The sequence below is a fragment of the Desulfosarcina sp. genome (genome assembly GCF_033791525.1).
GTDB lineage: Bacteria > Desulfobacterota > Desulfobacteria > Desulfobacterales > Desulfosarcinaceae > Desulfosarcina.
The window spans coordinates 1-19050 of sequence record NZ_JASJGN010000038.1 but is presented as its reverse complement, the minus strand read 5'-3'; the positions used below and the strand labels follow the sequence as shown (position 1 = coordinate 19050).

32 protein-coding genes and 2 pseudogenes are annotated in these 19050 nt (G+C 50.1%); all 34 read right to left on the bottom strand.

Features of this window, described 5'->3' with window-relative positions; translation table 11 throughout:
- The coding region (locus QNK41_RS01995) for an acyl-CoA dehydrogenase family protein (protein ID WP_319253204.1) at positions 1-526 on the bottom strand (526 nt) is incomplete at its 3' end.
- A gap of 375 nt (positions 527-901) precedes the next feature.
- Positions 902-2194, bottom strand: a complete 1293-nt coding sequence (locus QNK41_RS01990; RefSeq protein ID WP_319253202.1) for a TRAP transporter large permease — start codon at positions 2192-2194, stop codon at positions 902-904.
- Between the two features lie 36 nt (positions 2195-2230).
- Positions 2231-2734: a TRAP transporter small permease gene (locus QNK41_RS01985; protein ID WP_319253200.1), complete on the bottom strand. Its 504-nt coding sequence runs from the start codon at positions 2732-2734 to the stop codon at positions 2231-2233.
- Between the two features lie 90 nt (positions 2735-2824).
- Positions 2825-3904 (bottom strand): TRAP transporter substrate-binding protein, encoded by a 1080-nt coding sequence (locus QNK41_RS01980; protein WP_319253198.1) that lies wholly within the window; start codon positions 3902-3904, stop codon positions 2825-2827.
- Between the two features lie 932 nt (positions 3905-4836).
- Positions 4837-5211: pseudogene (gene rplQ / locus QNK41_RS22865) on the bottom strand (50S ribosomal protein L17); the annotation flags it as partial.
- An 8-nt stretch (positions 5212-5219) separates the two neighbouring features.
- Positions 5220-6239 carry a DNA-directed RNA polymerase subunit alpha gene (locus tag QNK41_RS01970; protein ID WP_413815100.1) on the bottom strand — a complete coding sequence of 340 codons (1020 nt, stop codon included), beginning with the start codon at positions 6237-6239 and terminating at the stop codon, positions 5220-5222.
- An 81-nt stretch (positions 6240-6320) separates the two neighbouring features.
- Entirely contained in the window at positions 6321-6950 is a 630-nt protein-coding gene (rpsD, locus tag QNK41_RS01965) for a 30S ribosomal protein S4 (RefSeq protein WP_319253195.1), read from the bottom strand.
- A gap of 68 nt (positions 6951-7018) precedes the next feature.
- Positions 7019-7405, bottom strand: coding sequence for a 30S ribosomal protein S11 (rpsK, locus tag QNK41_RS01960; protein ID WP_319253193.1), 387 nt, complete (start codon positions 7403-7405; stop codon positions 7019-7021).
- A 25-nt stretch (positions 7406-7430) separates the two neighbouring features.
- Entirely contained in the window at positions 7431-7811 is a 381-nt protein-coding gene (rpsM, locus tag QNK41_RS01955) for a 30S ribosomal protein S13 (RefSeq protein ID WP_319253191.1), read from the bottom strand.
- Between the two features lie 13 nt (positions 7812-7824).
- Complete coding sequence (rpmJ, locus tag QNK41_RS01950; RefSeq protein ID WP_083456323.1) at positions 7825-7938, bottom strand: 50S ribosomal protein L36; 114 nt, start codon at positions 7936-7938, stop codon at positions 7825-7827.
- Positions 7939-8019: 81 nt separating this feature from the next.
- Entirely contained in the window at positions 8020-8238 is a 219-nt protein-coding gene (infA, locus tag QNK41_RS01945) for a translation initiation factor IF-1 (RefSeq protein ID WP_319253186.1), read from the bottom strand.
- A 77-nt stretch (positions 8239-8315) separates the two neighbouring features.
- Positions 8316-9626 carry a preprotein translocase subunit SecY gene (secY, locus tag QNK41_RS01940; protein ID WP_319253184.1) on the bottom strand — a complete coding sequence of 437 codons (1311 nt, stop codon included), beginning with the start codon at positions 9624-9626 and terminating at the stop codon, positions 8316-8318.
- Between the two features lie 2 nt (positions 9627-9628).
- Positions 9629-10069, bottom strand: a complete 441-nt coding sequence (gene rplO, locus QNK41_RS01935; protein ID WP_319253182.1) for a 50S ribosomal protein L15 — start codon at positions 10067-10069, stop codon at positions 9629-9631.
- A gap of 3 nt (positions 10070-10072) precedes the next feature.
- A complete protein-coding gene (gene rpmD / locus QNK41_RS01930; protein ID WP_413815101.1) occupies positions 10073-10246 on the bottom strand; it encodes a 50S ribosomal protein L30 in 174 nt (57 codons plus the stop codon).
- A 21-nt stretch (positions 10247-10267) separates the two neighbouring features.
- On the bottom strand, positions 10268-10765 hold the full coding sequence (rpsE, locus tag QNK41_RS01925; protein ID WP_319253178.1) for a 30S ribosomal protein S5: 498 nt from the start codon (positions 10763-10765) through the stop codon (positions 10268-10270).
- A 25-nt stretch (positions 10766-10790) separates the two neighbouring features.
- Entirely contained in the window at positions 10791-11159 is a 369-nt protein-coding gene (gene rplR, locus QNK41_RS01920; RefSeq protein WP_319253176.1) for a 50S ribosomal protein L18, read from the bottom strand.
- Between the two features lie 65 nt (positions 11160-11224).
- Positions 11225-11764, bottom strand: a complete 540-nt coding sequence (rplF, locus tag QNK41_RS01915) for a 50S ribosomal protein L6 (protein WP_319253174.1) — start codon at positions 11762-11764, stop codon at positions 11225-11227.
- An 83-nt stretch (positions 11765-11847) separates the two neighbouring features.
- Positions 11848-12240 carry a 30S ribosomal protein S8 gene (gene rpsH, locus QNK41_RS01910; protein ID WP_319253172.1) on the bottom strand — a complete coding sequence of 131 codons (393 nt, stop codon included), beginning with the start codon at positions 12238-12240 and terminating at the stop codon, positions 11848-11850.
- Positions 12241-12284: 44 nt separating this feature from the next.
- Entirely contained in the window at positions 12285-12470 is a 186-nt protein-coding gene (locus tag QNK41_RS01905) for a type Z 30S ribosomal protein S14 (RefSeq protein ID WP_319253170.1), read from the bottom strand.
- Positions 12471-12498: 28 nt separating this feature from the next.
- Positions 12499-13038: a 50S ribosomal protein L5 gene (rplE, locus tag QNK41_RS01900; protein WP_319253168.1), complete on the bottom strand. Its 540-nt coding sequence runs from the start codon at positions 13036-13038 to the stop codon at positions 12499-12501.
- A 34-nt stretch (positions 13039-13072) separates the two neighbouring features.
- Complete coding sequence (gene rplX / locus QNK41_RS01895; protein WP_319253209.1) at positions 13073-13387, bottom strand: 50S ribosomal protein L24; 315 nt, start codon at positions 13385-13387, stop codon at positions 13073-13075.
- 45 nt (positions 13388-13432) lie between these two features.
- Positions 13433-13801 (bottom strand): 50S ribosomal protein L14, encoded by a 369-nt coding sequence (gene rplN, locus QNK41_RS01890; RefSeq protein ID WP_319253166.1) that lies wholly within the window; start codon positions 13799-13801, stop codon positions 13433-13435.
- Between the two features lie 18 nt (positions 13802-13819).
- The gene (rpsQ, locus tag QNK41_RS01885; protein WP_319253164.1) at positions 13820-14077 is read right to left on the bottom strand and encodes a 30S ribosomal protein S17; all 258 of its coding nucleotides are present in this window, start codon (positions 14075-14077) and stop codon (positions 13820-13822) included.
- A 9-nt stretch (positions 14078-14086) separates the two neighbouring features.
- Complete coding sequence (gene rpmC, locus QNK41_RS01880; RefSeq protein WP_319253162.1) at positions 14087-14290, bottom strand: 50S ribosomal protein L29; 204 nt, start codon at positions 14288-14290, stop codon at positions 14087-14089.
- Positions 14290-14703, bottom strand: a complete 414-nt coding sequence (gene rplP, locus QNK41_RS01875; RefSeq protein WP_319253160.1) for a 50S ribosomal protein L16 — start codon at positions 14701-14703, stop codon at positions 14290-14292. The genes rpmC and rplP overlap by 1 nt, the downstream gene beginning before the upstream one ends.
- A gap of 18 nt (positions 14704-14721) precedes the next feature.
- Positions 14722-15372, bottom strand: a complete 651-nt coding sequence (rpsC, locus tag QNK41_RS01870) for a 30S ribosomal protein S3 (protein WP_319253158.1) — start codon at positions 15370-15372, stop codon at positions 14722-14724.
- Positions 15373-15384: 12 nt separating this feature from the next.
- Positions 15385-15726 (bottom strand): 50S ribosomal protein L22, encoded by a 342-nt coding sequence (rplV, locus tag QNK41_RS01865; RefSeq protein WP_319253156.1) that lies wholly within the window; start codon positions 15724-15726, stop codon positions 15385-15387.
- Positions 15727-15743: 17 nt separating this feature from the next.
- A complete protein-coding gene (gene rpsS, locus QNK41_RS01860; RefSeq protein ID WP_319253154.1) occupies positions 15744-16025 on the bottom strand; it encodes a 30S ribosomal protein S19 in 282 nt (93 codons plus the stop codon).
- 74 nt (positions 16026-16099) lie between these two features.
- Entirely contained in the window at positions 16100-16924 is an 825-nt protein-coding gene (gene rplB / locus QNK41_RS01855; RefSeq protein WP_319253152.1) for a 50S ribosomal protein L2, read from the bottom strand.
- A gap of 17 nt (positions 16925-16941) precedes the next feature.
- Positions 16942-17229 carry a 50S ribosomal protein L23 gene (gene rplW, locus QNK41_RS01850; protein ID WP_319253150.1) on the bottom strand — a complete coding sequence of 96 codons (288 nt, stop codon included), beginning with the start codon at positions 17227-17229 and terminating at the stop codon, positions 16942-16944.
- A complete protein-coding gene (rplD, locus tag QNK41_RS01845; RefSeq protein WP_319253148.1) occupies positions 17229-17849 on the bottom strand; it encodes a 50S ribosomal protein L4 in 621 nt (206 codons plus the stop codon). The genes rplW and rplD overlap by 1 nt, the downstream gene beginning before the upstream one ends.
- Positions 17850-17934: 85 nt before the next feature.
- A complete protein-coding gene (gene rplC / locus QNK41_RS01840; protein WP_319253146.1) occupies positions 17935-18564 on the bottom strand; it encodes a 50S ribosomal protein L3 in 630 nt (209 codons plus the stop codon).
- Between the two features lie 15 nt (positions 18565-18579).
- Positions 18580-18891, bottom strand: a complete 312-nt coding sequence (rpsJ, locus tag QNK41_RS01835; protein ID WP_413815099.1) for a 30S ribosomal protein S10 — start codon at positions 18889-18891, stop codon at positions 18580-18582.
- Between the two features lie 17 nt (positions 18892-18908).
- Positions 18909-19050, bottom strand: a pseudogene (gene tuf, locus QNK41_RS01830) (elongation factor Tu); the annotation flags it as partial.

The window sequence follows — 19050 nt, the reverse complement described above, 5'->3', positions numbered from 1 at the left end:
CCACGTCAGTGTAAGCATAGTAAATCAACACGTCGGCCACATCCGCATTGGAGATCCAGGTCTTGGAACCGTTGATCAGCCAGTGATCCCCCTTGTCCACGGCCGTGGAGGTCATGGCCATGACGTCCGAACCGGCGTCCGGCTCCGTGATGCCGAACCCCCCGATCAGGTCGGCCGTGCACAGGCCCGGAATGTACTTCTTTTTCAGGGCTTCCGCACCGTAGGTGAATATGGTGAAGGCGCAGCCCAGCACCTGCATGTTCACCTGCACACGCAGCGAACTGGCCGCCCGGGCGATCTCCTCGGTGACGATCATGGCCGCCATCCAACCCATGTCCTCGCCCTCGTATTCCTCGGGGATCACCGTGCCGAAAAAGCCCAGCTGGCCCATGGGCTTGATGGCCTCCTCGTAGGGAAAGTAGTGGTCCTTGTCCCACTGGTCCGCGTTGGGGGCGATCCGTTTGGTGGCAAACTCGCGCACTGCTTTGCGCAGCATCTCCAGTTCCTTGGTGAGCTGAAAATCCATCAGGTCTCCTTTATCTCCGACAGGGGGCCAGTGGCCATCTGACGGTCACCTTTTAGGGGTTGTCAATTATTCGATAGGTGAATTGGAATTGACTTGGAATAATACGTTGTTTCATCATGTAAAACAGCGTTTGGTCTTATAACAAACAATGCCCTTGCATTCAAGAATTCGCATGGAGAATTCAGTCCGGCAAGGGTTCAACGGCATCTCCAGTCTCTCAACGCCTATCTTTTTTTCTGAGGGTTCCGACAAGACGCGATGCGCTCTCGCCGTCTGCAGCGCTTACCGACAGCTGCCACCCACCCCAGAATCAAAAAAGCCTTCGGATGATTCACTCACGAAGGCTATCTTGCGTCATGATGAAAGTCATTGGTTTTAATTGAAACCCATCATTCTGGGGAACCACAAGACCACATCCGGAAGGAATGTTATCAACAGGAGAACAAAGATCTGAATGGCGATAAAGGGCAACACCGCCTTGGATACATAAATCAGATTTCGGTTGGCGATAGCCCCGGTGATATACAAACTGACGCCCATGGGTGGCGTACAGTAGCCGATGGCAAGGTTCACCGTCATGATCAGCCCGAAATGCATCCAATTGACGTTGAATGCATCCAGCATGGGCAGGAACACCGGGCCAAGGATCATGGTGGCCGAGATGATGTCCATGAACATGCCCACGAGCAGCAGCATGATATTCATTGCGATAAGAAAAACCGCCGGGGATGTGATGGCCGAAAGAACCGTTTCGGTAATTCTACCGGGAATGCTTTCAAGGGTGAGCAGCCTCCCGAAACAGGTGGCACCGGCGACGATGATCAGAAGCGTTGCCGAGGTGACCGCGGAATTAATGGTTATCTGCTTCACCTGGCTGAGTTTCATGGATTTATGGATGAACAGCTCGACGATAAAGGCATACACACAAGCCACTACCGCCGCTTCGTTGGCGGTAAAAACACCCGAAAAAATTCCACCGAAAATGATCACCGGCAGCATCAGAGACCAAAAGCCCTCCTTGAACACGACCACGGTGTCCATGAAGGAGGGAACCGGCATGCGCACGATCTCTTTTTTATTGCGGAAAAAAAAGTAAGAATACAGGCAAGTCAAAAGCATGATCAGAACACCGGGCAGAAAGCCGGTAAGAAACAGCCCCTCGAGGGACACGTTGCTGATCATGGAGAAAAGGATCATGCCGATACTCGGCGGAATGATGACACCAAGGTTTGGCGACGTGGTCATCAACCCGAGCGTATATTTTTCCGGATAGCCATTATCCAGGAGTGCGGGGATCATGAACCCGCCTAATGCCACCACGGTGGCGACGGTAGACCCCGATATGGCCCCGAAGAGCCCGCAGGCCAGGACCCCCGCCATGCCCAACCCTCCCGGCAGCCAACTGACCATCGCGTTGGCCACTTTGATCAGTTTTTCGACAATGGACCCGGCGGTCATGATGTTTCCGCACAAAATAAAAAAGAGCACCACGACCAGGGCAAAATTGTCCATGCTGCGAAAGATGGTTTGAAACAGCAAGAGCAACGGGATATCGGTAAACAAGAGGAACCCAAGGACGGCTGTAAAAAAAAGGCACATGAAAACGGGGATATAGGTAGCCATACCCCCCAACAGAATCAGTAGGAGGATCACGTCGCTGAACTGCATATAAGGATATCTCCTTGTCTTTCCGTTCCGGTTGGCTCAGGTGCTTTCGGTTTCCGCTTCCGCTTGCCTGAAATCCTGATAAATGACCTGCAGCGTCCGAATGAACATCAGCACACCGGTCAATGGTAAAATGGCATACAGATAGACCAGCGGAATCTGAAGGATCAGTGTCTTTTGAAACGTTCTGGCCTGCATGGCGGCCATTTGCCATCCGTAAACCATCATCATTACAGAAAAGATCAGGACCACCAGGTTGCTGAAATAGGTCAACGGTGTTTTTAATTTTGGGAACAGCTGCACCGACGCATCAATTTTAATCATGGAGCGGTTTTTGACCGCTGCGCAGCAACCGATAAAGGTGGTGTAGATGATCACTTCACGAACCAGCTCTTCAGACCAGGCCAGGGTATAATTAAACCCGTAACGGAGCACCACATTGAAAAAAAGGGCGATCAGCGCCACCATGACGCTGATGAACAGGGTCCAGTCTTCGAAAAAGGATAACGCCTTATCCAGCACCTTAAGCGTTTTGCCAATCATCAACGGTCCTTTTGCAATGGCGTTATAGACAAAAAGGGGGTTTCATCATCGGAAACCCCCTTTTGTCAAGATGTGATTTACATGAAAAACTTATTTGCTGTAACCGATAAAGCCCTGAACCTCTTCTATAAAATTGACCGGCCGATAGGTGTCTCCCGGATAGAGTTTGTTGATTTCCGCAGCGAAGGCCTTGTGCGTCTTGTCACCCTGCGATTGCAGGGTTGCCATGTCTGCGTCCGAAAGCTTGAAAAACTCTATGCCAGCTGCCTTGGCCTTTGCGATTTGATCCGTTTCCTGCTGGACCGTTTCGGCTCGGATTTTGGCGCAAACGTCATGCACCGTTTCCTTGAATGTTTTCTGGAGATCCGCCGGAAGGCTGTTGAACCACGCCTTGTTGAAAATCCAGATAAAGAGGCCCTGGGCATAATTCAACTGGGTAAAGTACTTGGCGACTTCGAATTTTTTGGTGATATTGCAGACCATCGGCGTGTGATCCAGTCCGTCGATAACCCCCTGTTTCAACGCCACCGGTACATCGGGCCACGGCATCACCACGGGATTGAAACCCCAGTTCTTATAGTTGAGCTGGTTGACGGCCGCCTCGGCGATCCGGAATTTGACTTTCTTGGCGTCGGCAATCGATTTTACCGGCGTGGTGGTGGCCCAACCATAATTGCCGTAGCCGGTGATGTCCAGTCCCATGATACCCTGATGATCCATGGCCATCATGAAATGATCGAACAGCTGCCCGCTCCCTGCAAATTTATCTAGTTTTTCAAACGAGTTAATCAGAAAGGGCAGATTGACCACCCCGAAACGCGGTCCCAGGTTTGTCGCTGCGACAGAACTGACGCCCATGCCCTGGATGGCACCCATCTGTAACTGATTGAGGACCTCCACCTCACCACCGAGCATGGAGAAGGGTTTGTAGTCCAGGTAGATCTGACCGTTGGTGCGCTTCCAGAGTTCGTCACGGATGGCAAACCCGGCATACACACCCTTGATCACCGGATGCGACACATTGGAAACAATACATTTGTATTTTGCACCAGATGGGTCAAAATTTGCTTTCCAGGCATCCAGAGACGGCCCGGCAAAAACAGGGCTGATCCACAAACAAATAACCACCACCATCACACATACCAACTTCACGGTTCTGTTACCAATCATCCGGCCCCTCCTTATTGTTCTCCCGCTGTTTAAAAAACGACCTAAGCCAAGCTACATACCAGCTACTTAACAGCTACTAATTTTTTAAGTCAAGCAAAATATTTAAAGCTGATTCATCAAATGAAATCCAATATTGCCTGTCTGCACCAGAACGTAATTTGAATATTGCTGAATTACCTCGGGTTGCTTTACTAAAATACTTATTGAACGCAATGAAACGGATGCAACGCGAATGAATTTCCAAAATAAATTTAGGTGCCGGTCCATTGCCAACTGGGAACATTGGATCGAAAGCGTAAAATAATCGAGCTGCTATCGAATAAGACCGGTATTGCAAAACGCGAAAAATGGAATTCCGGTTTATAATGTCTGGAGAATGGATCCAATCCGCCCTCGTCAGAACAGCGAATTGTTATCGTTGAGAACTCTCTCTATCTGCCTGCGGAGAATCTCGAATTATGTGCATGCAATCGGCTTAGGGTTCGATTGCTGGCCCTGCCTCAGCCAACGGGGAACAGGCAGGCGGGGTACCCGTTCATCTGCTCAATCATGCACAAAACGATAAAGGCATTTTGAAGCCATGAGTTTATCGTTTATAGAAATATTGAGGAAAAGTCAAAGTAATAAAAACTGGAGAAAAAAAAGACCCTGATAAATCAGGGCCTTTTGAAAAACCGAGAGATCTGCCTATTTAATTATTTAACGGTTCCGTCAGAATCGGCAGACGCCTTGGCATCCTTTTCAGGGCCGTCATCCACTACGGTGGTCTCCGGTTCAGTGTCGGACGGCGCCGCTTTAACATCAGCGGTGACTCCCGAACTGTCATCATCACGTACTTCCTGCGTTTCACTGACCGTCGCCGCATCAGCCTTGGTCGCCTGGGTATCAGCGGCAGCCGGTTTGTCCGCGGTTTTCTTCTTGGTTTTTTTAGTCTTGACCGGCTTTGCGACATCTGAACTGACCAATTCGACTAAGGTCATGGCAGCAGCATCACCTGGCCGCCGGCCAATTTTTACAATCCGCGTATAGCCGCCGTTGATTGATCCGAATCGCTCGGAGGCCTCTTCAAATATCTTGTGGACGACGTCTTTTTCTCGAACGATTGACATGGCCATCCGTCTGGCGTGAAGGTCGCCTCGTTTAGCCAGCGTTACGATATGATCGGCCCACCTGCGAAGCTCCTTGGCTTTGGCGTCGGTGGTTTTGATGCGATCGTGCTTAAGCAGCGAGGTGACCATGTTTCTAAACATCGCCTGTCTGTGGCTCGTGGTTCGATTGAGTTTTACACCGCTTTTTCTATGTCTCATTGGAACGTTTACTCCCCTTCTTCGACGGATTCTTCAGGCGGGACAAAGCTGTCAATTTTCATTCCCAACGAGAGTCCCATTTCAGACAGAACTTCCTTAATCTCATTAAGTGATTTTCGGCCGAAATTTTTTGTTTTGAGCATCTCGTTCTCGGTTTTCTGAACAAGTTGGTAAATTTTCAAGATCTCAGCATTCTTGAGGCAATTGGCACTTCTCACCGACAGCTCGAGTTCCTCGACGCTTCGATAAAGATTGTCATTGAATGCCGGCTTTTCCGACTCATCTTCACTTCCATCATGCTGCGGTTCGGCCTCTTCGTCAAAATTGATAAAAATGCTCAGCTGCTCCTTAAGAATTTTTGAACTGAAAGCTACGGCATCTTCCGGAGCCACACTGCCATCGGTCCACACTTCCAGTGTGAGTTTGTCATAATCGGTACGCTGCCCGACACGCGCATTGCCCACTACGTAATTGACCCGTTTGACCGGTGAAAAAACGGCGTCGATGGGAATCGTTCCTATCGGTGCTTCCTCATCTTTGTTCGCCTCTGCAAGGGAATATCCCTTACCCGCCTTGACCACCATGGTCATTTTCAAACTGCCGTCCGCGGCAAGCGTCGCAATGTGCTGTTCAGGGTTCAAGATCTCCACGTGCCCGTCATCGCTGGTGATGTCTTTCGCCGTGACAATCCCCTCACCGGAAGCGTCGATTCGAATGGTTCGCGGGGTAGCGTCATCCATCTTAAGACGAACCTCTTTCAGATTCAAAATAATCTCGGAGACGTCTTCATTCACACCAGGAATAACACTGAACTCATGCTCAACTGATTCGAACCGGACGGATACGATGGCAGCACCGTAAAGAGACGAAAGGATAGTTCTTCTCAAAGAATTCCCGAGGGTTATACCAAACCCTCTTTCCAGCGGTTCACATAGAAACTTACCATATGCTTCGGTGCTGTTGACGCGAATTTTATCAGATTTGATCATTTCACGCCAGTTCATGTACATAAGTTCGTTTTTAACCATTACATTTTCTCCAAGCGGATTTAATATCAATGCAGTAATGTTTTCTCAAAAAGTTTCGTGCTCAACAATCAAACGGCCTATTTATTTAGAGTAGAGCTCGACGATGAGTTGTTCCTGCATCGGTAGAGTAAGGTCTTCGCGAACTGGGAAGCTTTTGATTTCGCCTTTAAACTTCTCTTTTTCAACAGCGATCCACTGTGGCAGTCCTCTTCGAATCACCGCATCCAGAGAATCAATGATGGCCTGAACCTTTCTGCTTTTTTCAGAAACCTCAACCGTGTCGCCGACATTAACCAGGTAGGAAGGAATGTTGACCCGTTTTCCGTTGACCCTAAAGTGGTTATGCCTGACAAAATGGCGACCTTGTGTTCTGGAGTTGGCGAAGCCAAGACGATATACAACGTTATCTAGCCGTCGTTCGAGAAGGACCAGCAAGTTGGTTCCGGTGATACCCTTTTTCCGGTCGGCTTTTTGGAAAAACAGCCTGAACTGTTTTTCGGAAAGGCCGTACGTATTCTTCACTTTCTGCTTCTCACGAAGCTGGATGCCGTAGTCGGAGGGCTTGCCTCGACGCCGCTGCCCATGCTGTCCGGGGGCGTAGCCTCTCCGGTCAAATGCGCATTTATCCGAATAGCAGCGGTCTCCCTTTAAAAACAATTTCATATTTTCGCGTCGGCATATCCTGCAGACGGATCCTCTATATCGAGCCAATGCGTCCTCCTTTTAAACCAGACCTTAGTGTGGCGTGTTTCGTATATCAGACATCGGCGGCAAGCCGCTTACACCCTTCTCCTCTTGGGAGGTCGGCAGCCGTTGTGGGGAATAGGGGTGACGTCCTTGATCATGAGGACATTAAAACCCGCGGCCTGAAGGGCTCGAAGTGCAGATTCCCGGCCTGATCCCGGCCCCTTGACATACACTTCAACACTCTTCATCCCATGTTCCATGGCTTTTTTGGCGGCATCTTCCGCGGTCAACTGGGCGGCGAAAGGCGTGCTTTTTCGCGATCCCTTAAAACCGTGAATACCTGCGCTGGACCATGAAACCACGTTTCCCATGGCGTCGGTGATCGTAACGATAGTGTTGTTGAACGTGGACTGAATATGAACAACCCCACTGGAGATGTTCTTTCTTTCCTTTTTTTTCCCTTTGGCTTTTCTAGGCATTTATTTATTCCTGACAGGTGATGGATTACTTTTTGGCGGCGCTTTTTTTCTTGATTGCGGACCGTTTTGGTCCTTTTCGCGTTCTGGCGTTGGTGCTGGTCCGCTGGCCACGCACCGGCAGGGATCGTCTGTGCCTGAGGCCACGGTAACAGCCCAGGTCCATAAGCCGTTTGATATTCATGGAAACTTCTGTTCGAAGCTCCCCTTCTACTTTGAGTTCACTATCGATTACCTTGCGAATGTTGTTTATCTCAGCTTCGGAAAGATCATCTGTATTGGTATTCGGATCGATTTTAAGCTTGCTGAGAATCCGATTGGAAACGGTTCTTCCAATACCATAGATATAGGTCAGTCCGATTTCTATCCGCTTACGTCTAGGTAAGTCTACACCAGCGATTCTTGCCAAAGTTCAACCTCCTCTAACCTTGCCTCTGTTTGTGTCTCTTGTTCTCGCAGATAACCCGAACGGTTCCTTTTCGCTTGATGATTTTGCATTTGCTGCAAATCTTCCTAACGGATGCTCTGACCTTCATTGTCTACTCCTTCGTACCGCAGGGCAAATGGGTTACTCGCTGTTGCCGGTCTTCCGTTCATGAAATGCGGACCCTTGCCAGTTATTTTGAGCGATAGGTGATTCGTCCCCTTGACAGGTCATAGGGAGAAAGCTCCACTGTGACCTTGTCTCCAGGTAAGATCTTAATAAAATGCATTCTCATTTTGCCGGAGATATGCGCAAGGACTTGATGTTTGTTTTCCAGCTCGACCTTAAACATCGCGTTCGGCAACGTTTCTAAAACAACGCCTTCAACTTTGATGGCCTCTTCCTTGGGCATTCCGATCTCCTGGATTTTTCGTTGTATATTTGTGGATCGATAAAGTATTTCGAATCACGATCTCTGCAGAGACTTGTTCATCGTCGTCCCCGAATGCCGCCCTTTTTTAAGAATCCCTCGTAATGACGGGTGAGCATATGCGATTCCATCTGTGCTACCGTATCAATCGCCACACCGACGACAATCAATAGAGCCGTTCCACCAAAATAGAAGGGAACGCTAAAACGACTAATCAAAATGGATGGAAGCACACATACCGCCGATACATAAATGGCACCGCCGAGGGTAATCCGCGTTAGTACCCGGTCAATGTAGTCAGCCGTGCGTTTTCCCGGCCGAATACCCGGAATGTAGCCCCCATTTTTTTTCATGTTGTCGGCCACATCAACAGGATTAAACGTCACCGCCGTGTAGAAGTAACAGAAAAAGAATATAAATCCGACATATAGCAGTTCGTAAAAGAAGTTTCCTGGCCGCATCGCATCAGCAATGGCCTTCATCCAGGGAATCGTAACGAAGCTTGCTATGGTAGCCGGAAACATGATGATCGACGATGCAAAAATTGGTGGGATAACCCCTGACGTGTTAATCTTGAGCGGTAGGTGCGTGCTCTGGCCACCATACATGCGTCGGCCGACCACCCGCTTGGCGTACTGAACCGGTATACGCCGCTGTCCCTGCTCCACGAAAATAATGAAACCAACGACGAGGACCATAAGAACCACAAGGATAACAATGGCGAAAATGTTCATTTCGCCAGTGGACATCAGCCGGAATGTGTTGAGGATCGCTGAAGGAATGCCGGCAACAATGCCCGCAAAAATAATCAACGATATGCCATTACCGATCCCTCGTTCGGTAATTTGTTCGCCGAGCCACATGATGAAGGCCGTTCCAGCGGTCAGCGTCAACACGGTCATCAATCTGAAACCCCATCCAGGAACCATCACGATGGTGGCACCGCCCGGGGATGTCATACTCTCCAGCCCGATGCTGATACCGAGACCCTGGATGATACTCAGCACCACGGTGCCGTAGCGGGTATACTGCGTAATTTTCTTTCTGCCCTGCTCGCCTTCTTTTTTCAGCTCCTCCAGGTGGGGAATCACCACGGTAAGCAGTTGCAGGATAATCGAGGCGCTGATGTAGGGCATGATGCCCAGGGCGAATACGGAAAGCTGCTCCAGCGCACCGCCGGAAAACATGTTAAAGATGCCGAAAATTGTTCCTTCCATTCTAGCAAAGAAGGATGCCAGAGCGACGGTGTCGATTCCAGGAGTCGGCACGTGAACGCCGATTCTGTATACGAAAAGCAGGGCCAACGTATATAGAATGCGTTTTTTGAGTTCGGGGATCTTGAAAATATTTCCGAATCCGCTGCCAACCATGTTCAGATAACCTCTATCTTTCCGCCAACGGCCTCAATTTTTTGTCTGGCACTGTCGCTGATATTGTTGATCCGAACCGTTACGGGGATCGTTACCTTCCCATTCCCCAATATTTTGATGCCATCCCGATCGCCCTTTACAAGGCCACTTTTGATCAAGGCCACTTCGTCGACCACCGACTGGGATTCAAACCGGTTTAAATCCTTGACGTTAACGATGGCGAAGGTTTTCTTAAAATGGTTTTTAAACCCTCGTTTGGGCAGGCGTCGATGAATCGGCATCTGACCGCCTTCATACCCGGGCCTTACGCCGCCTCCTGAGCGGCAGTTCTGACCTTTGCTCCCTTTTCCGGCCGTTTTCCCGGAACCTGAGCCGACGCCGCGTCCGACACGTTTTCTATTTTTTCGCTGACCCTTTTCAGGTGCCAAGTCGTTGAGTCTCATTAATTATTTCTCCTCGGCAACCACCAGGTGGGATACCTTATCAACCATTCCTCTCACGGAAGGGGTATTTTGCAGTTCAACGGTGCGATTAAGCTTGGTAAGACCCATTCCCCGGAGAACATTTCGGTGTTTTTCAGGCCGTCCGATCATGCTTTTTACCAACGTGATTTTCAGCATTCCACTCATCGTTCGTTTTCCTTATTTTAAATCTTGGACTTTGAGTCCACGTCTGGCAGCCACCGACTCGATACTTTCAAGTTGTTTGAGACCGTCGACGGTAGCCTTGACGACATTGTGAGGATTGTTGGTACCCATACATTTCGTTAAGATGTTCTGCACGCCCACAGCTTCCAGCACGGCCCGGACCGCGCCACCCGCGATGACGCCGGTGCCTTCCGAGGCAGGTTTCAACATCACGCGTCCTGCCCCGAATCGACCCACGACCTTGAAAGGAAGCGTTCCTTCGATCAGCGGGACCTTGACCATACTCTTTTTGGCCTTTTCAACGCCTTTTCGGATGGCTTCAGGAACTTCGCCTGCTTTCCCGAGGCCATAGCCGACACTACCCTCACCGTCGCCTACGACGACAATGGCACTGAAGCTGAAGCGACGACCGCCCTTGACCACTTTAGCCACACGGTTGATGTGTACAACTTTATCGATCAGTTGGTTTTCTTCTGTATCTTTCTTGAACAAGGGTCTGCCTCCTTAATGGTGTGCGCTAAAAGTCCAAACCCGCTTCTCGGGCTCCGTCGGATAAGGCTTTGATGCGTCCATGATACAGAAAACCGTTACGATCAAAAACGACCTTCTTGACGCCTTTGTCCATGGCCCGCTGGGCAAGCAGCTTTCCGGTGAAAACCGCCTTGGCGACTTTGCTTTCGAAGGAGGGCTGATCGTTCACCGATTTTTCGTTGCTGCTGGCAGCCGCGATGGTTCTGCCGGTGGTGTCATCGACAATCTGGCAGTATATGTGCCTGGCACTTCTAAAAACGGAGAGCCGGGGCCTTTCCACCGTGCTTATTATTCTTTTGCTGATTCTTTTTTTACGCTTCAGCCACGTTTTCTTTTTTTCGTTTGTTGAACCCATTTTCCATTCCTTTAATGGCCGCCATTCATCAGTTGTACGGCAAGAAAATGCTGCGCAGTCAAATGTTATTTGGTACCGGTTTTCCCAGCCTTACGCTGGATGTACTCTTCGGCGTATTTGACGCCCTTACCCTTATACGGCTCCGGCTTTCTCAGTTTTCGTATCGAAGCAGCGGTCTGTCCGACCTTTTCCTTATCGATGCCGGTGAGTTTGATGACATTTTTTTTATCGACCGTGGCATCAATGCCTTCAGGCAAGGGGAAATCGATGGGATGCGAATATCCCAGGTTCAAAACAATTGATTTTCCCTTCATTTCAGCCCGGTAGCCAATACCATTGATCTCCAGGGTTCGCTCAAATCCCTTGCTGACGCCATCAACCATGTTTGCCACGAGGCTGCGGGTCAGCCCCTGAAGAGAGCGGGTTTTCCGGTCTTCCTGTTCGATGGTCACGGAGATGGTGTTGTCCTTGATTGACAGATCGACTGCAGGGTGGATGGTTCGGGTCAGTGTTCCCTTCTCCCCTTTGACAACCAGTTCTCGGTTTTTAAAGTCGATTTTGGTTTTTTCGGGGAGTATGATGATCTTTTTGCCTACTCGAGACATTTATCGCACCTCTTGTTTACATCCTGTAACAACCAGGGTTAGTTCCGGACCAGGGACGGTGTTTGTCCTTCTCATGTTGCATTCTACCAGAGAGTGCAGAGCACTTCGCCGCCTATGTTTTTCTCTCTTGCCGCTTTGTCGGTCATCACACCCTGAGAGGTGGACATGACGGCAATCCCCAAACCGTTGTATATGGGAATCACGGATTTGGCGTTGAGATAGGTCCGTCGACTGGGCTTGCTGATCCGTTCGATGTTGATGATGGTATGTTTCTGAGCACCGGTGTACTTGAGATGGACACGAAGGATGCCCTGTTTTCCATCATTGATGAACTTGTAGTTACGGATATAGCCCGATTCTTTGAGAACCCTGGCGATCTCTATTTTTATCTTTGATCCGGGAATATCAACACTATTGTGTTTCGCTCTCCCGGCGTTTCTGATGCGGGTTAACATGTCGGCTATCGGATCGCTCATCGCTGTTTCCTACTCTAATTAGTTATTGTATACACTATTGTTGATTACCAACTGGACTTAACAACACCAGGGAGTTTGCCCTGGGAAGCCAGGTTGCGGAAGCAGATTCGACAAATTCCGAACTTTCTGATGAATGCCCGAGGTCTTCCGCATATGGGGCATCGGTTGTATGCCCTTACGCTGAACTTCGGCTTCCTTTTTACCTTTTCTCTGAGTGATGTCTTCGCCAATGCTCTCTCCTTGTACCTACCAGGCTTGTTAATTCTTGAAAGGCATCCCCATCAACTTGAGGAGTTCTTTTCCCTCTTCATTACTTTTGGCCGTCGTCACGATGCTGACATTCAAGCCTTTAATTTTGTCGATCTTGTCGTATTCGATTTCAGGAAATATCAGCTGTTCTTTGACACCCAGTGAATAATTACCCGCACCGTCGAAGGCCTTGCCGGAGATACCTCTGAAGTCCCTGACGCGGGGCAGGGCCACATTAACCAGCTTGTTAAGAAAATCGTACATCCGTTTCTTGCGAAGCGTGACCATACAGCCGATAGGCATGCCTTCACGCAGCTTGAACGAGGCAATTGACTTTTTGGCCCGCGTGACCACCGGCTGCTGCCCGGAAATCTGTTTCATTTCCTCGACGGCCGAATCGATTATTTTGATGTTGTGGATTGCCTCTCCCAGACCCATGTTGATTACAATCTTTTCAATTTTTGGAACCTGCATGGGGTTGGTGTAATTGAACTTCTCCTTGAGTTTCGGCACCACTGTCTCATCATAGAAAGTTTTGAGTTGTGACATGTTGTTCCTCCGAGAGCCTCCCGTTTAACCGGCCCTATGCATCTATAATTTCACTGCATTTTCTGCAGATGCGGACCTTCTTGCCATCGTCCAGGGTTTTGGTTTTCACCCGCACGGGTTCAATGCACTTGTTGCACATCAACATCACATTGGACCAGTGAATAAGTGCTTCGCTCTCAAGGATCCCTCCCTGTCTGTTCTGAGCGCTAGGCTTCGTGTGCCGCTTGACGACATTGATGTTCTCGACGAGGAGACGGTGCTTTTTCCCGTTGACCTTGAGAACCTTTCCGACCTTGCCTTTATCTTTGCCGGTGATGACCTTAACCTTGTCATCTATTTTTATTTTTATTGCGTCTCTGATCATTTCGATTTCTCCACGAAGCGGGGTCTGAAATTATAGCACCTCGGGTGCAAGTGATACGATTTTCATAAACTGCTTGGCTCGAAGCTCTCGGGCAACAGGCCCGAAGATACGAGTGCCTAAAGGTTCACGCTGGTTGTTGATCAACACGGCGGAGTTGTCGTCAAAACGGATGTAAGACCCATCGGGCCTCCGAATCTCCTTTTTGGTCCTGACCACGACTGCCTTGAGGACATCACCCTTTTTAACCTTGGCGTTGGGAATGGCTTCTTTCACAGTGACCACGATGATGTCACCGACGCCCGCATACCGTCTTTTGGATCCTCCCAAAACTTTGATGCAGTAAACCGCACGTGCGCCCGAATTGTCCGCCACCGTCAGTTTTGTTTCGGCCTGAATCATGTTTATCGTCCTTTATCGCTATACGGCTTTTTCGATAATGTCGGTAATGCGCCACCGCTTGAGCTTGCTGATTGGCCGAGATTCCGTAATCAGCACCTTGTCCCCGATGTTGCAGCGATTGTCATTATCGTGAGCGGCGAATTTGTTGCGTCGTCTGATGTATTTTTTGTAAAGTGGATGTTTAACCAACCGTTCAACTTGCACGACGGCAGTTTTGTCCATCTTGTCGCTGACCACGGTACCAACGAGTTGTCTTTTTATTCCACGATTTTTCATGACCGCATCTTAGTCTTCTGTAAGGGTTAATATTTTTTCGTTCAAAATGGTTTTCAACCGGGCAATGTGCTTTTTGGTTTCCCCAATCTTCTTGGGATTTTCAAGCTGCCCGATTTCATGCTGAAACCGAAGATTGAACAAGGCTTCCTTCAGGTCGAGGACATTGTGCTGAATCTCTTCGGCATTGAGGTCTCTGATTTCGGTCGCTTTCATTATAGCTCGCTCCTCTCCACAAACCGGGTTTTGATGGGAAGCTTGTGAGCAGCGAGTCGAAGCGCTTCCTGAGCCATTTCCCGGCTGACACCGGTCATTTCATAGAGTACTCGTCCAGGCCGTATAATGGCCACCCAACCTTCAGGTGCGCCTTTTCCTTTACCCATACGGACTTCAGCAGGCTTCTTGGTAAAAGGTTTATCCGGAAATATTCGGATCCAGATTTTCCCCCCCCTTTTTACGTAACGGGTCATGGCAATACGTGCCGCTTCGATCTGTTTGGAGGAAATTTTCCCGCAATCGGTGGCCTGCAATCCAAATTCTCCAAAACTTAGATCGCTGCCCCGGTAGGCGACCCCCCTCATTCTTCCCTTTTGACTCTTACGATATTTGACCTTTTTAGGGCTCAGCATTTCGTATCTCCCACAAGCCTAACCACGAATTTCGGCTTGATCCTTTTTGAGAATTTCGCCACGGAACACAAAGACTTTGATTCCGACGATTCCATAAGTGGTACGGGCTTCGGTGGTACCATAGTCGATGTCCGCCCGCAGGGTGTGCAGCGGCACACGTCCTTCACGGTACCATTCCGTGCGGGCCATTTCAGCACCGCCGAGCCGCCCCGAACAGATGATCTTCACACCCTGAGCACCGAACCGCATGGCAGACGAAACCCCGCGCTTCATGGCCCGTCTGAAGGCGACCCGCCGCTCAATCTGCATGGCCACATTTTCTGCAACCAGTTGGGCATCCACTTCTGGTTTTCTGACTTCCTGAATGTCGATCAGAACTTCCTGGCTCACGGTACTTTCGAGTTGTTTCTTGAGCTTTTCGATCTCCGAGCCCTTTTTACCGATAACAATACCGGGACGAGCCGTAAAGATGCGAAGTCTGACCCGGCGGGTGGATCGTTCAATTTCAATTTTAGCAACGCCGGCATGATGAAGTTTCTCTTTGATAAACTTACGAATCTGATAGTCCTCAAAGATGTAGTCCGCATATTTCTTGGTGGCAAACCACCGGGATTCCCAGGTTTTTACGATCCCCAGCCTCAGTGAGATAGGGTTGACTTTCTGGCCCAAGCTATTTCCTCCTTACTGTACGGAACCTTCTGCTAACACAACGGTAATGTGTGCGGTTCTTTTTAGTATGCGCGCCCCTCTTCCCCTGGCCCTCGCCTTGAACCTTTTTAGGGACGGACCCTGATCGACAATCAAGTTTCTGACAATCAACTCGTCCACGTCGATGCTCGTGTTCTGATCCGCATTGGCAACGGCAGAACGAACAATTTTCTCGACGATGCCGGCAGATTTTTGCGGCATGAATTTTAGTGCATTAATGGCTGTCTCAGCCGGTTTTCCCTTGATGGCATCGACAAGCATCCTCACTTTCTGAGGAGAAATTCGTGCATATCGCTGTGTAGCTCTGACCTCCATTTAGGGCCTTCCTTTTCTTATCTTTTTACCTTGGATTTCCGGTCCGATGCATGCCCGTAGTAGGTCCGCGTCGGCGAAAACTCACCTAATTTATGTCCAACCATATTTTCAGTGACGAACACCGGAAGGAATTTCCTGCCGTTGTGTACGGCGAGGGTAATACCGACCATTTCAGGCAGGATGGTCGAACGCCGCGACCACGTTTTGATTACCTGGTTGCTCCGGGTGCCTTGGGCTACGGACACTTTTTTGAAAAGCTTCGGGTCGATAAAAGGACCTTTTTTTAACGAACGGGGCATGATGTCTCCTGCTGATTGTCCATTTCAAACTGAACATCCCGCTGTCAGGTGCAGGTTGGTTCAGAATATGTTTGCTATTTCGTTCGCCGTTTGACGATGTAGCGATCGGTGCGTTTATTCTTTCGGGTGCGGTAGCCTTTGGAGGGTACGCCCCAGGGAGAACAAGGATGCCTGCCACCGGAGGAGCGGCCTTCACCACCGCCCATGGGATGGTCTACCGGGTTCATCGCCACGCCGCGGACCTTGGGTCGACGTCCTTTCCATCGATTTCGGCCCGCCTTGCCAAGGGATACGTTTTCATGGGTGATGTTACCCAACTGGCCGACCGTGGCCTTGCAGGTGAGCAGCACCATCCGGACTTCACTTGACGGCAATTTTACCAGCGCATAGCGGTCTTCTTTGGCCATCAGCTGGGCAAACGTTCCGGCACTGCGAACGATCTGACCACCCTTGCCTAACCGCAGCTCGATATTGTGAATGTGTGTACCCAGCGGGATATTGGCCAGCGGCAATGCATTACCCGGCTGTATATCCGCATCGGGGCCCGACATCACCGTATCACCGACGGACAGTTTAAGCGGTGCGATAATGTAACGTTTTTCGCCATCTGCATAGTGCAACAGGGCGATGCGGGCGGACCGGTTGGGATCGTATTCGATTGCGGCAACTTTTGCACGGATACCTTCCTTATCACGCTTGAAATCGATGATCCGGTAATACCGTTTGTGTCCGCCACCCCGCCGTCGGCTGGTAATGCGGCCGTTTACGTTCCTGCCGCCTGATTTTTTAAGAATTCTGACCAGGCCTTTTTCGGGGGTGGTCTTGGTGACCTCTTCAAAACCGGCGAAGCTCTGGAAACGTCGACCCGGGCTGGTCGGTTTAACTTTTTTAACTGCCATCGTTATACTCCTAGCGTCTATACACCTTCAAAAAAATCAATCCGTTCACCAGGCATCAGGGTAACGACGGCCTTTTTCCAGTCCTTGCGTTTCCCCAGAATTCGTCCCCGCCGCTTGGTTTTTCCCTTGACATGGGCCGTGCGGGTTTTGGCCACTTTAACGCTGAAGATCTTCTCGATGGCCTGGGCAATCTCGACGCGGTTGGCGCGCATATCCACTTCGAAAGAGAGCTGATTATTTTCCTCTTTCTGAATATTTGTTTTTTCGGTGATCACGGGTCGCTTTATAATGTCATACTGATTCATCAGCCCAATCTCCCCTCTATCCCTTCAATAGCCGGCTGAACAAGAATCAGCTTGGGGTATTTAAGGATGTCGTAAACATTCATCCCCTGCATCGGAAGAATCTTGACACCAGGCACATTACGGGAGGAAAGCGCCAGTCGTTCGTTCTTTTCCCCAGTGATGATCAGCGCCTTTTCGGCCTTGAGCGCTTTGATGATTCCGGCAAAGACCTTGGTTTTGATCTCCTCGAGATCGAACTTGTCCACGACGACCAATTGCTGGTCCTGAGCTCTGCAGGTCAGCGCCATTTTCAGCGCCATCTTTCTGACCTTTTTGAGCACCTTTTGTGTGTAATTCCTTGGATCCGGACCGAAAATCGAGCCACCACCACGAAGGATCGGGGACTTGATATCTCCCTTTCGGGCCCGCCCCGTTCCTTTTTGCCGGTAGAGCTTGTGGCGACTGCCCTTGACGTCGGACCGGTGTTTGACAGATGCCGAACCCGCCCGTTTGGCAGCCAATTGTGCGACGACAACCTGGTGCAGGACGCTCTTTTTAACCGGAACATTGAAAATCGAATCTTTCAGCTCGGTTTGTGAGACGACGTCTCCGGTAATATTTACTACATCAACAACAGCCATAATGTTCCTCGTCCACTGCGCTCCCGCAACCCAGTCGTTTCAAAAGACGAAACGCATCGTTGACGGTGGCCTGAAGTCCTGATGGTTATGCGAACAGGACCTTGTTAATCGTTACGATTCCAGAACGGCACCCCGGGAGGGGGCCTTTCAGCAGAATGAGATTCTCTTCCGGGCGAATATCAACGACTTCCAGATTTCTGACCGTCGTGGTATCACCGCCATACTGTCCGGGCATCCGCTTTCCCTTGGTGACCTTGGCCGGCCAGGCGCTGCAGCCGATAGATCCGGGCCTCCGGTGACAATGGCCGCCGTGGGTCTCCCGTCCGCCGCTGAAACCATGGCGTTTGATTACGCCGGAAAATCCGCGCCCTTTGGAGGTTCCTGTAACATTGACCTTTTCGCCGATGGCAAAGATTTCAGGCCCGATGGCCTGCCCCACCGTGTAGTCTTCCGGGTTGTCCACCTGCACTTCCTTCAACTTGGCAAAGCAGGCGTCACCGCTCTTTTTAAAATGCCCTTTGAGCGGTTTGGTGGTCTTTGAGTCTTTTTTGGCGCCGAAGCCCAATTGAAGGGCCTTGTATCCGTCCGTCTTCTCATTCTTGACCTGGGTGACCACACAAGGCCCCACCTGCAAAACCGTGACAGGGATGTATTTTCCATTGGGCGCGAACAGAGAAGTCATGCCCAGTTTTTTTCCTACCAGTCCTTTACACATCTCTCTTATCCCGTGTTAAAGTTTGATCTCCACATCAACGCCAGGAGACAGATCAAGCTTCATGAGCGCGTCTACGGTCTGCTGGGTCGGTTCAAGGATGTCAAGCAGACGCTTGTGGGTCCGCATCTCGAACTGTTCCCTTGATTTTTTGTCCACGTGCGGCGAACGAAGGACGCAGTACTTGTTTATCGTTGTCGGCAAGGGAATCGGCCCCACCACTTTGGCACCGGTTTTTCGCGCAGTGTCAAAAATATCGCTGGCCGACTGGTCCAGCAGCTTATGATCGTAGGCTTTGAGCCGGATCCTGATCTTGGAGTTCGTTATCATCGTTATAGGCTCTCTTTTTATTCAATTATCTCGCTGACGACACCGGCACCCACCGTACGGCCGCCTTCACGAATGGCGAACCGAAGCTCCTTCTCCATGGCGATCGGCGTGATCAGGTCGGCCGTGATCGCCACGTTGTCGCCCGGCATCACCATCTCC

Coding starts and splice junctions, on each gene's coding strand:
- QNK41_RS01990 (WP_319253202.1), bottom strand. CDS start 2,194: ATGCAGTTCAGCGACGTGATCCTCCTACTGATTCTGTTGGGGGGTATG.
- QNK41_RS01985 (WP_319253200.1), bottom strand. CDS start 2,734: ATGATTGGCAAAACGCTTAAGGTGCTGGATAAGGCGTTATCCTTTTTC.
- QNK41_RS01980 (WP_319253198.1), bottom strand. CDS start 3,904: ATGATTGGTAACAGAACCGTGAAGTTGGTATGTGTGATGGTGGTGGTT.
- QNK41_RS01970 (WP_413815100.1), bottom strand. CDS start 6,239: ATGGTTAAAAACGAACTTATGTACATGAACTGGCGTGAAATGATCAAA.
- rpsK (WP_319253193.1), bottom strand. CDS start 7,405: ATGCCTAGAAAAGCCAAAGGGAAAAAAAAGGAAAGAAAGAACATCTCC.
- rpmJ (WP_083456323.1), bottom strand. CDS start 7,938: ATGAAGGTCAGAGCATCCGTTAGGAAGATTTGCAGCAAATGCAAAATC.
- infA (WP_319253186.1), bottom strand. CDS start 8,238: ATGCCCAAGGAAGAGGCCATCAAAGTTGAAGGCGTTGTTTTAGAAACG.
- secY (WP_319253184.1), bottom strand. CDS start 9,626: ATGGTTGGCAGCGGATTCGGAAATATTTTCAAGATCCCCGAACTCAAA.
- rplO (WP_319253182.1), bottom strand. CDS start 10,069: ATGAGACTCAACGACTTGGCACCTGAAAAGGGTCAGCGAAAAAATAGA.
- rpmD (WP_413815101.1), bottom strand. CDS start 10,246: ATGCTGAAAATCACGTTGGTAAAAAGCATGATCGGACGGCCTGAAAAA.
- rplR (WP_319253176.1), bottom strand. CDS start 11,159: ATGGGTTCAACAAACGAAAAAAAGAAAACGTGGCTGAAGCGTAAAAAA.
- rplF (WP_319253174.1), bottom strand. CDS start 11,764: ATGTCTCGAGTAGGCAAAAAGATCATCATACTCCCCGAAAAAACCAAA.
- rpsH (WP_319253172.1), bottom strand. CDS start 12,240: ATGAGCGATCCGATAGCCGACATGTTAACCCGCATCAGAAACGCCGGG.
- rplE (WP_319253168.1), bottom strand. CDS start 13,038: ATGTCACAACTCAAAACTTTCTATGATGAGACAGTGGTGCCGAAACTC.
- rplN (WP_319253166.1), bottom strand. CDS start 13,801: ATGATTCAGGCCGAAACAAAACTGACGGTGGCGGACAATTCGGGCGCA.
- rpsQ (WP_319253164.1), bottom strand. CDS start 14,077: ATGAAAAATCGTGGAATAAAAAGACAACTCGTTGGTACCGTGGTCAGC.
- rpmC (WP_319253162.1), bottom strand. CDS start 14,290: ATGAAAGCGACCGAAATCAGAGACCTCAATGCCGAAGAGATTCAGCAC.
- rplP (WP_319253160.1), bottom strand. CDS start 14,703: ATGCTGAGCCCTAAAAAGGTCAAATATCGTAAGAGTCAAAAGGGAAGA.
- rplV (WP_319253156.1), bottom strand. CDS start 15,726: ATGGAGGTCAGAGCTACACAGCGATATGCACGAATTTCTCCTCAGAAA.
- rpsS (WP_319253154.1), bottom strand. CDS start 16,025: ATGCCCCGTTCGTTAAAAAAAGGTCCTTTTATCGACCCGAAGCTTTTC.
- rplB (WP_319253152.1), bottom strand. CDS start 16,924: ATGGCAGTTAAAAAAGTTAAACCGACCAGCCCGGGTCGACGTTTCCAG.
- rplW (WP_319253150.1), bottom strand. CDS start 17,229: ATGAATCAGTATGACATTATAAAGCGACCCGTGATCACCGAAAAAACA.
- rplD (WP_319253148.1), bottom strand. CDS start 17,849: ATGGCTGTTGTTGATGTAGTAAATATTACCGGAGACGTCGTCTCACAA.
- rplC (WP_319253146.1), bottom strand. CDS start 18,564: ATGTGTAAAGGACTGGTAGGAAAAAAACTGGGCATGACTTCTCTGTTC.
- rpsJ (WP_413815099.1), bottom strand. CDS start 18,891: ATGATAACGAACTCCAAGATCAGGATCCGGCTCAAAGCCTACGATCAT.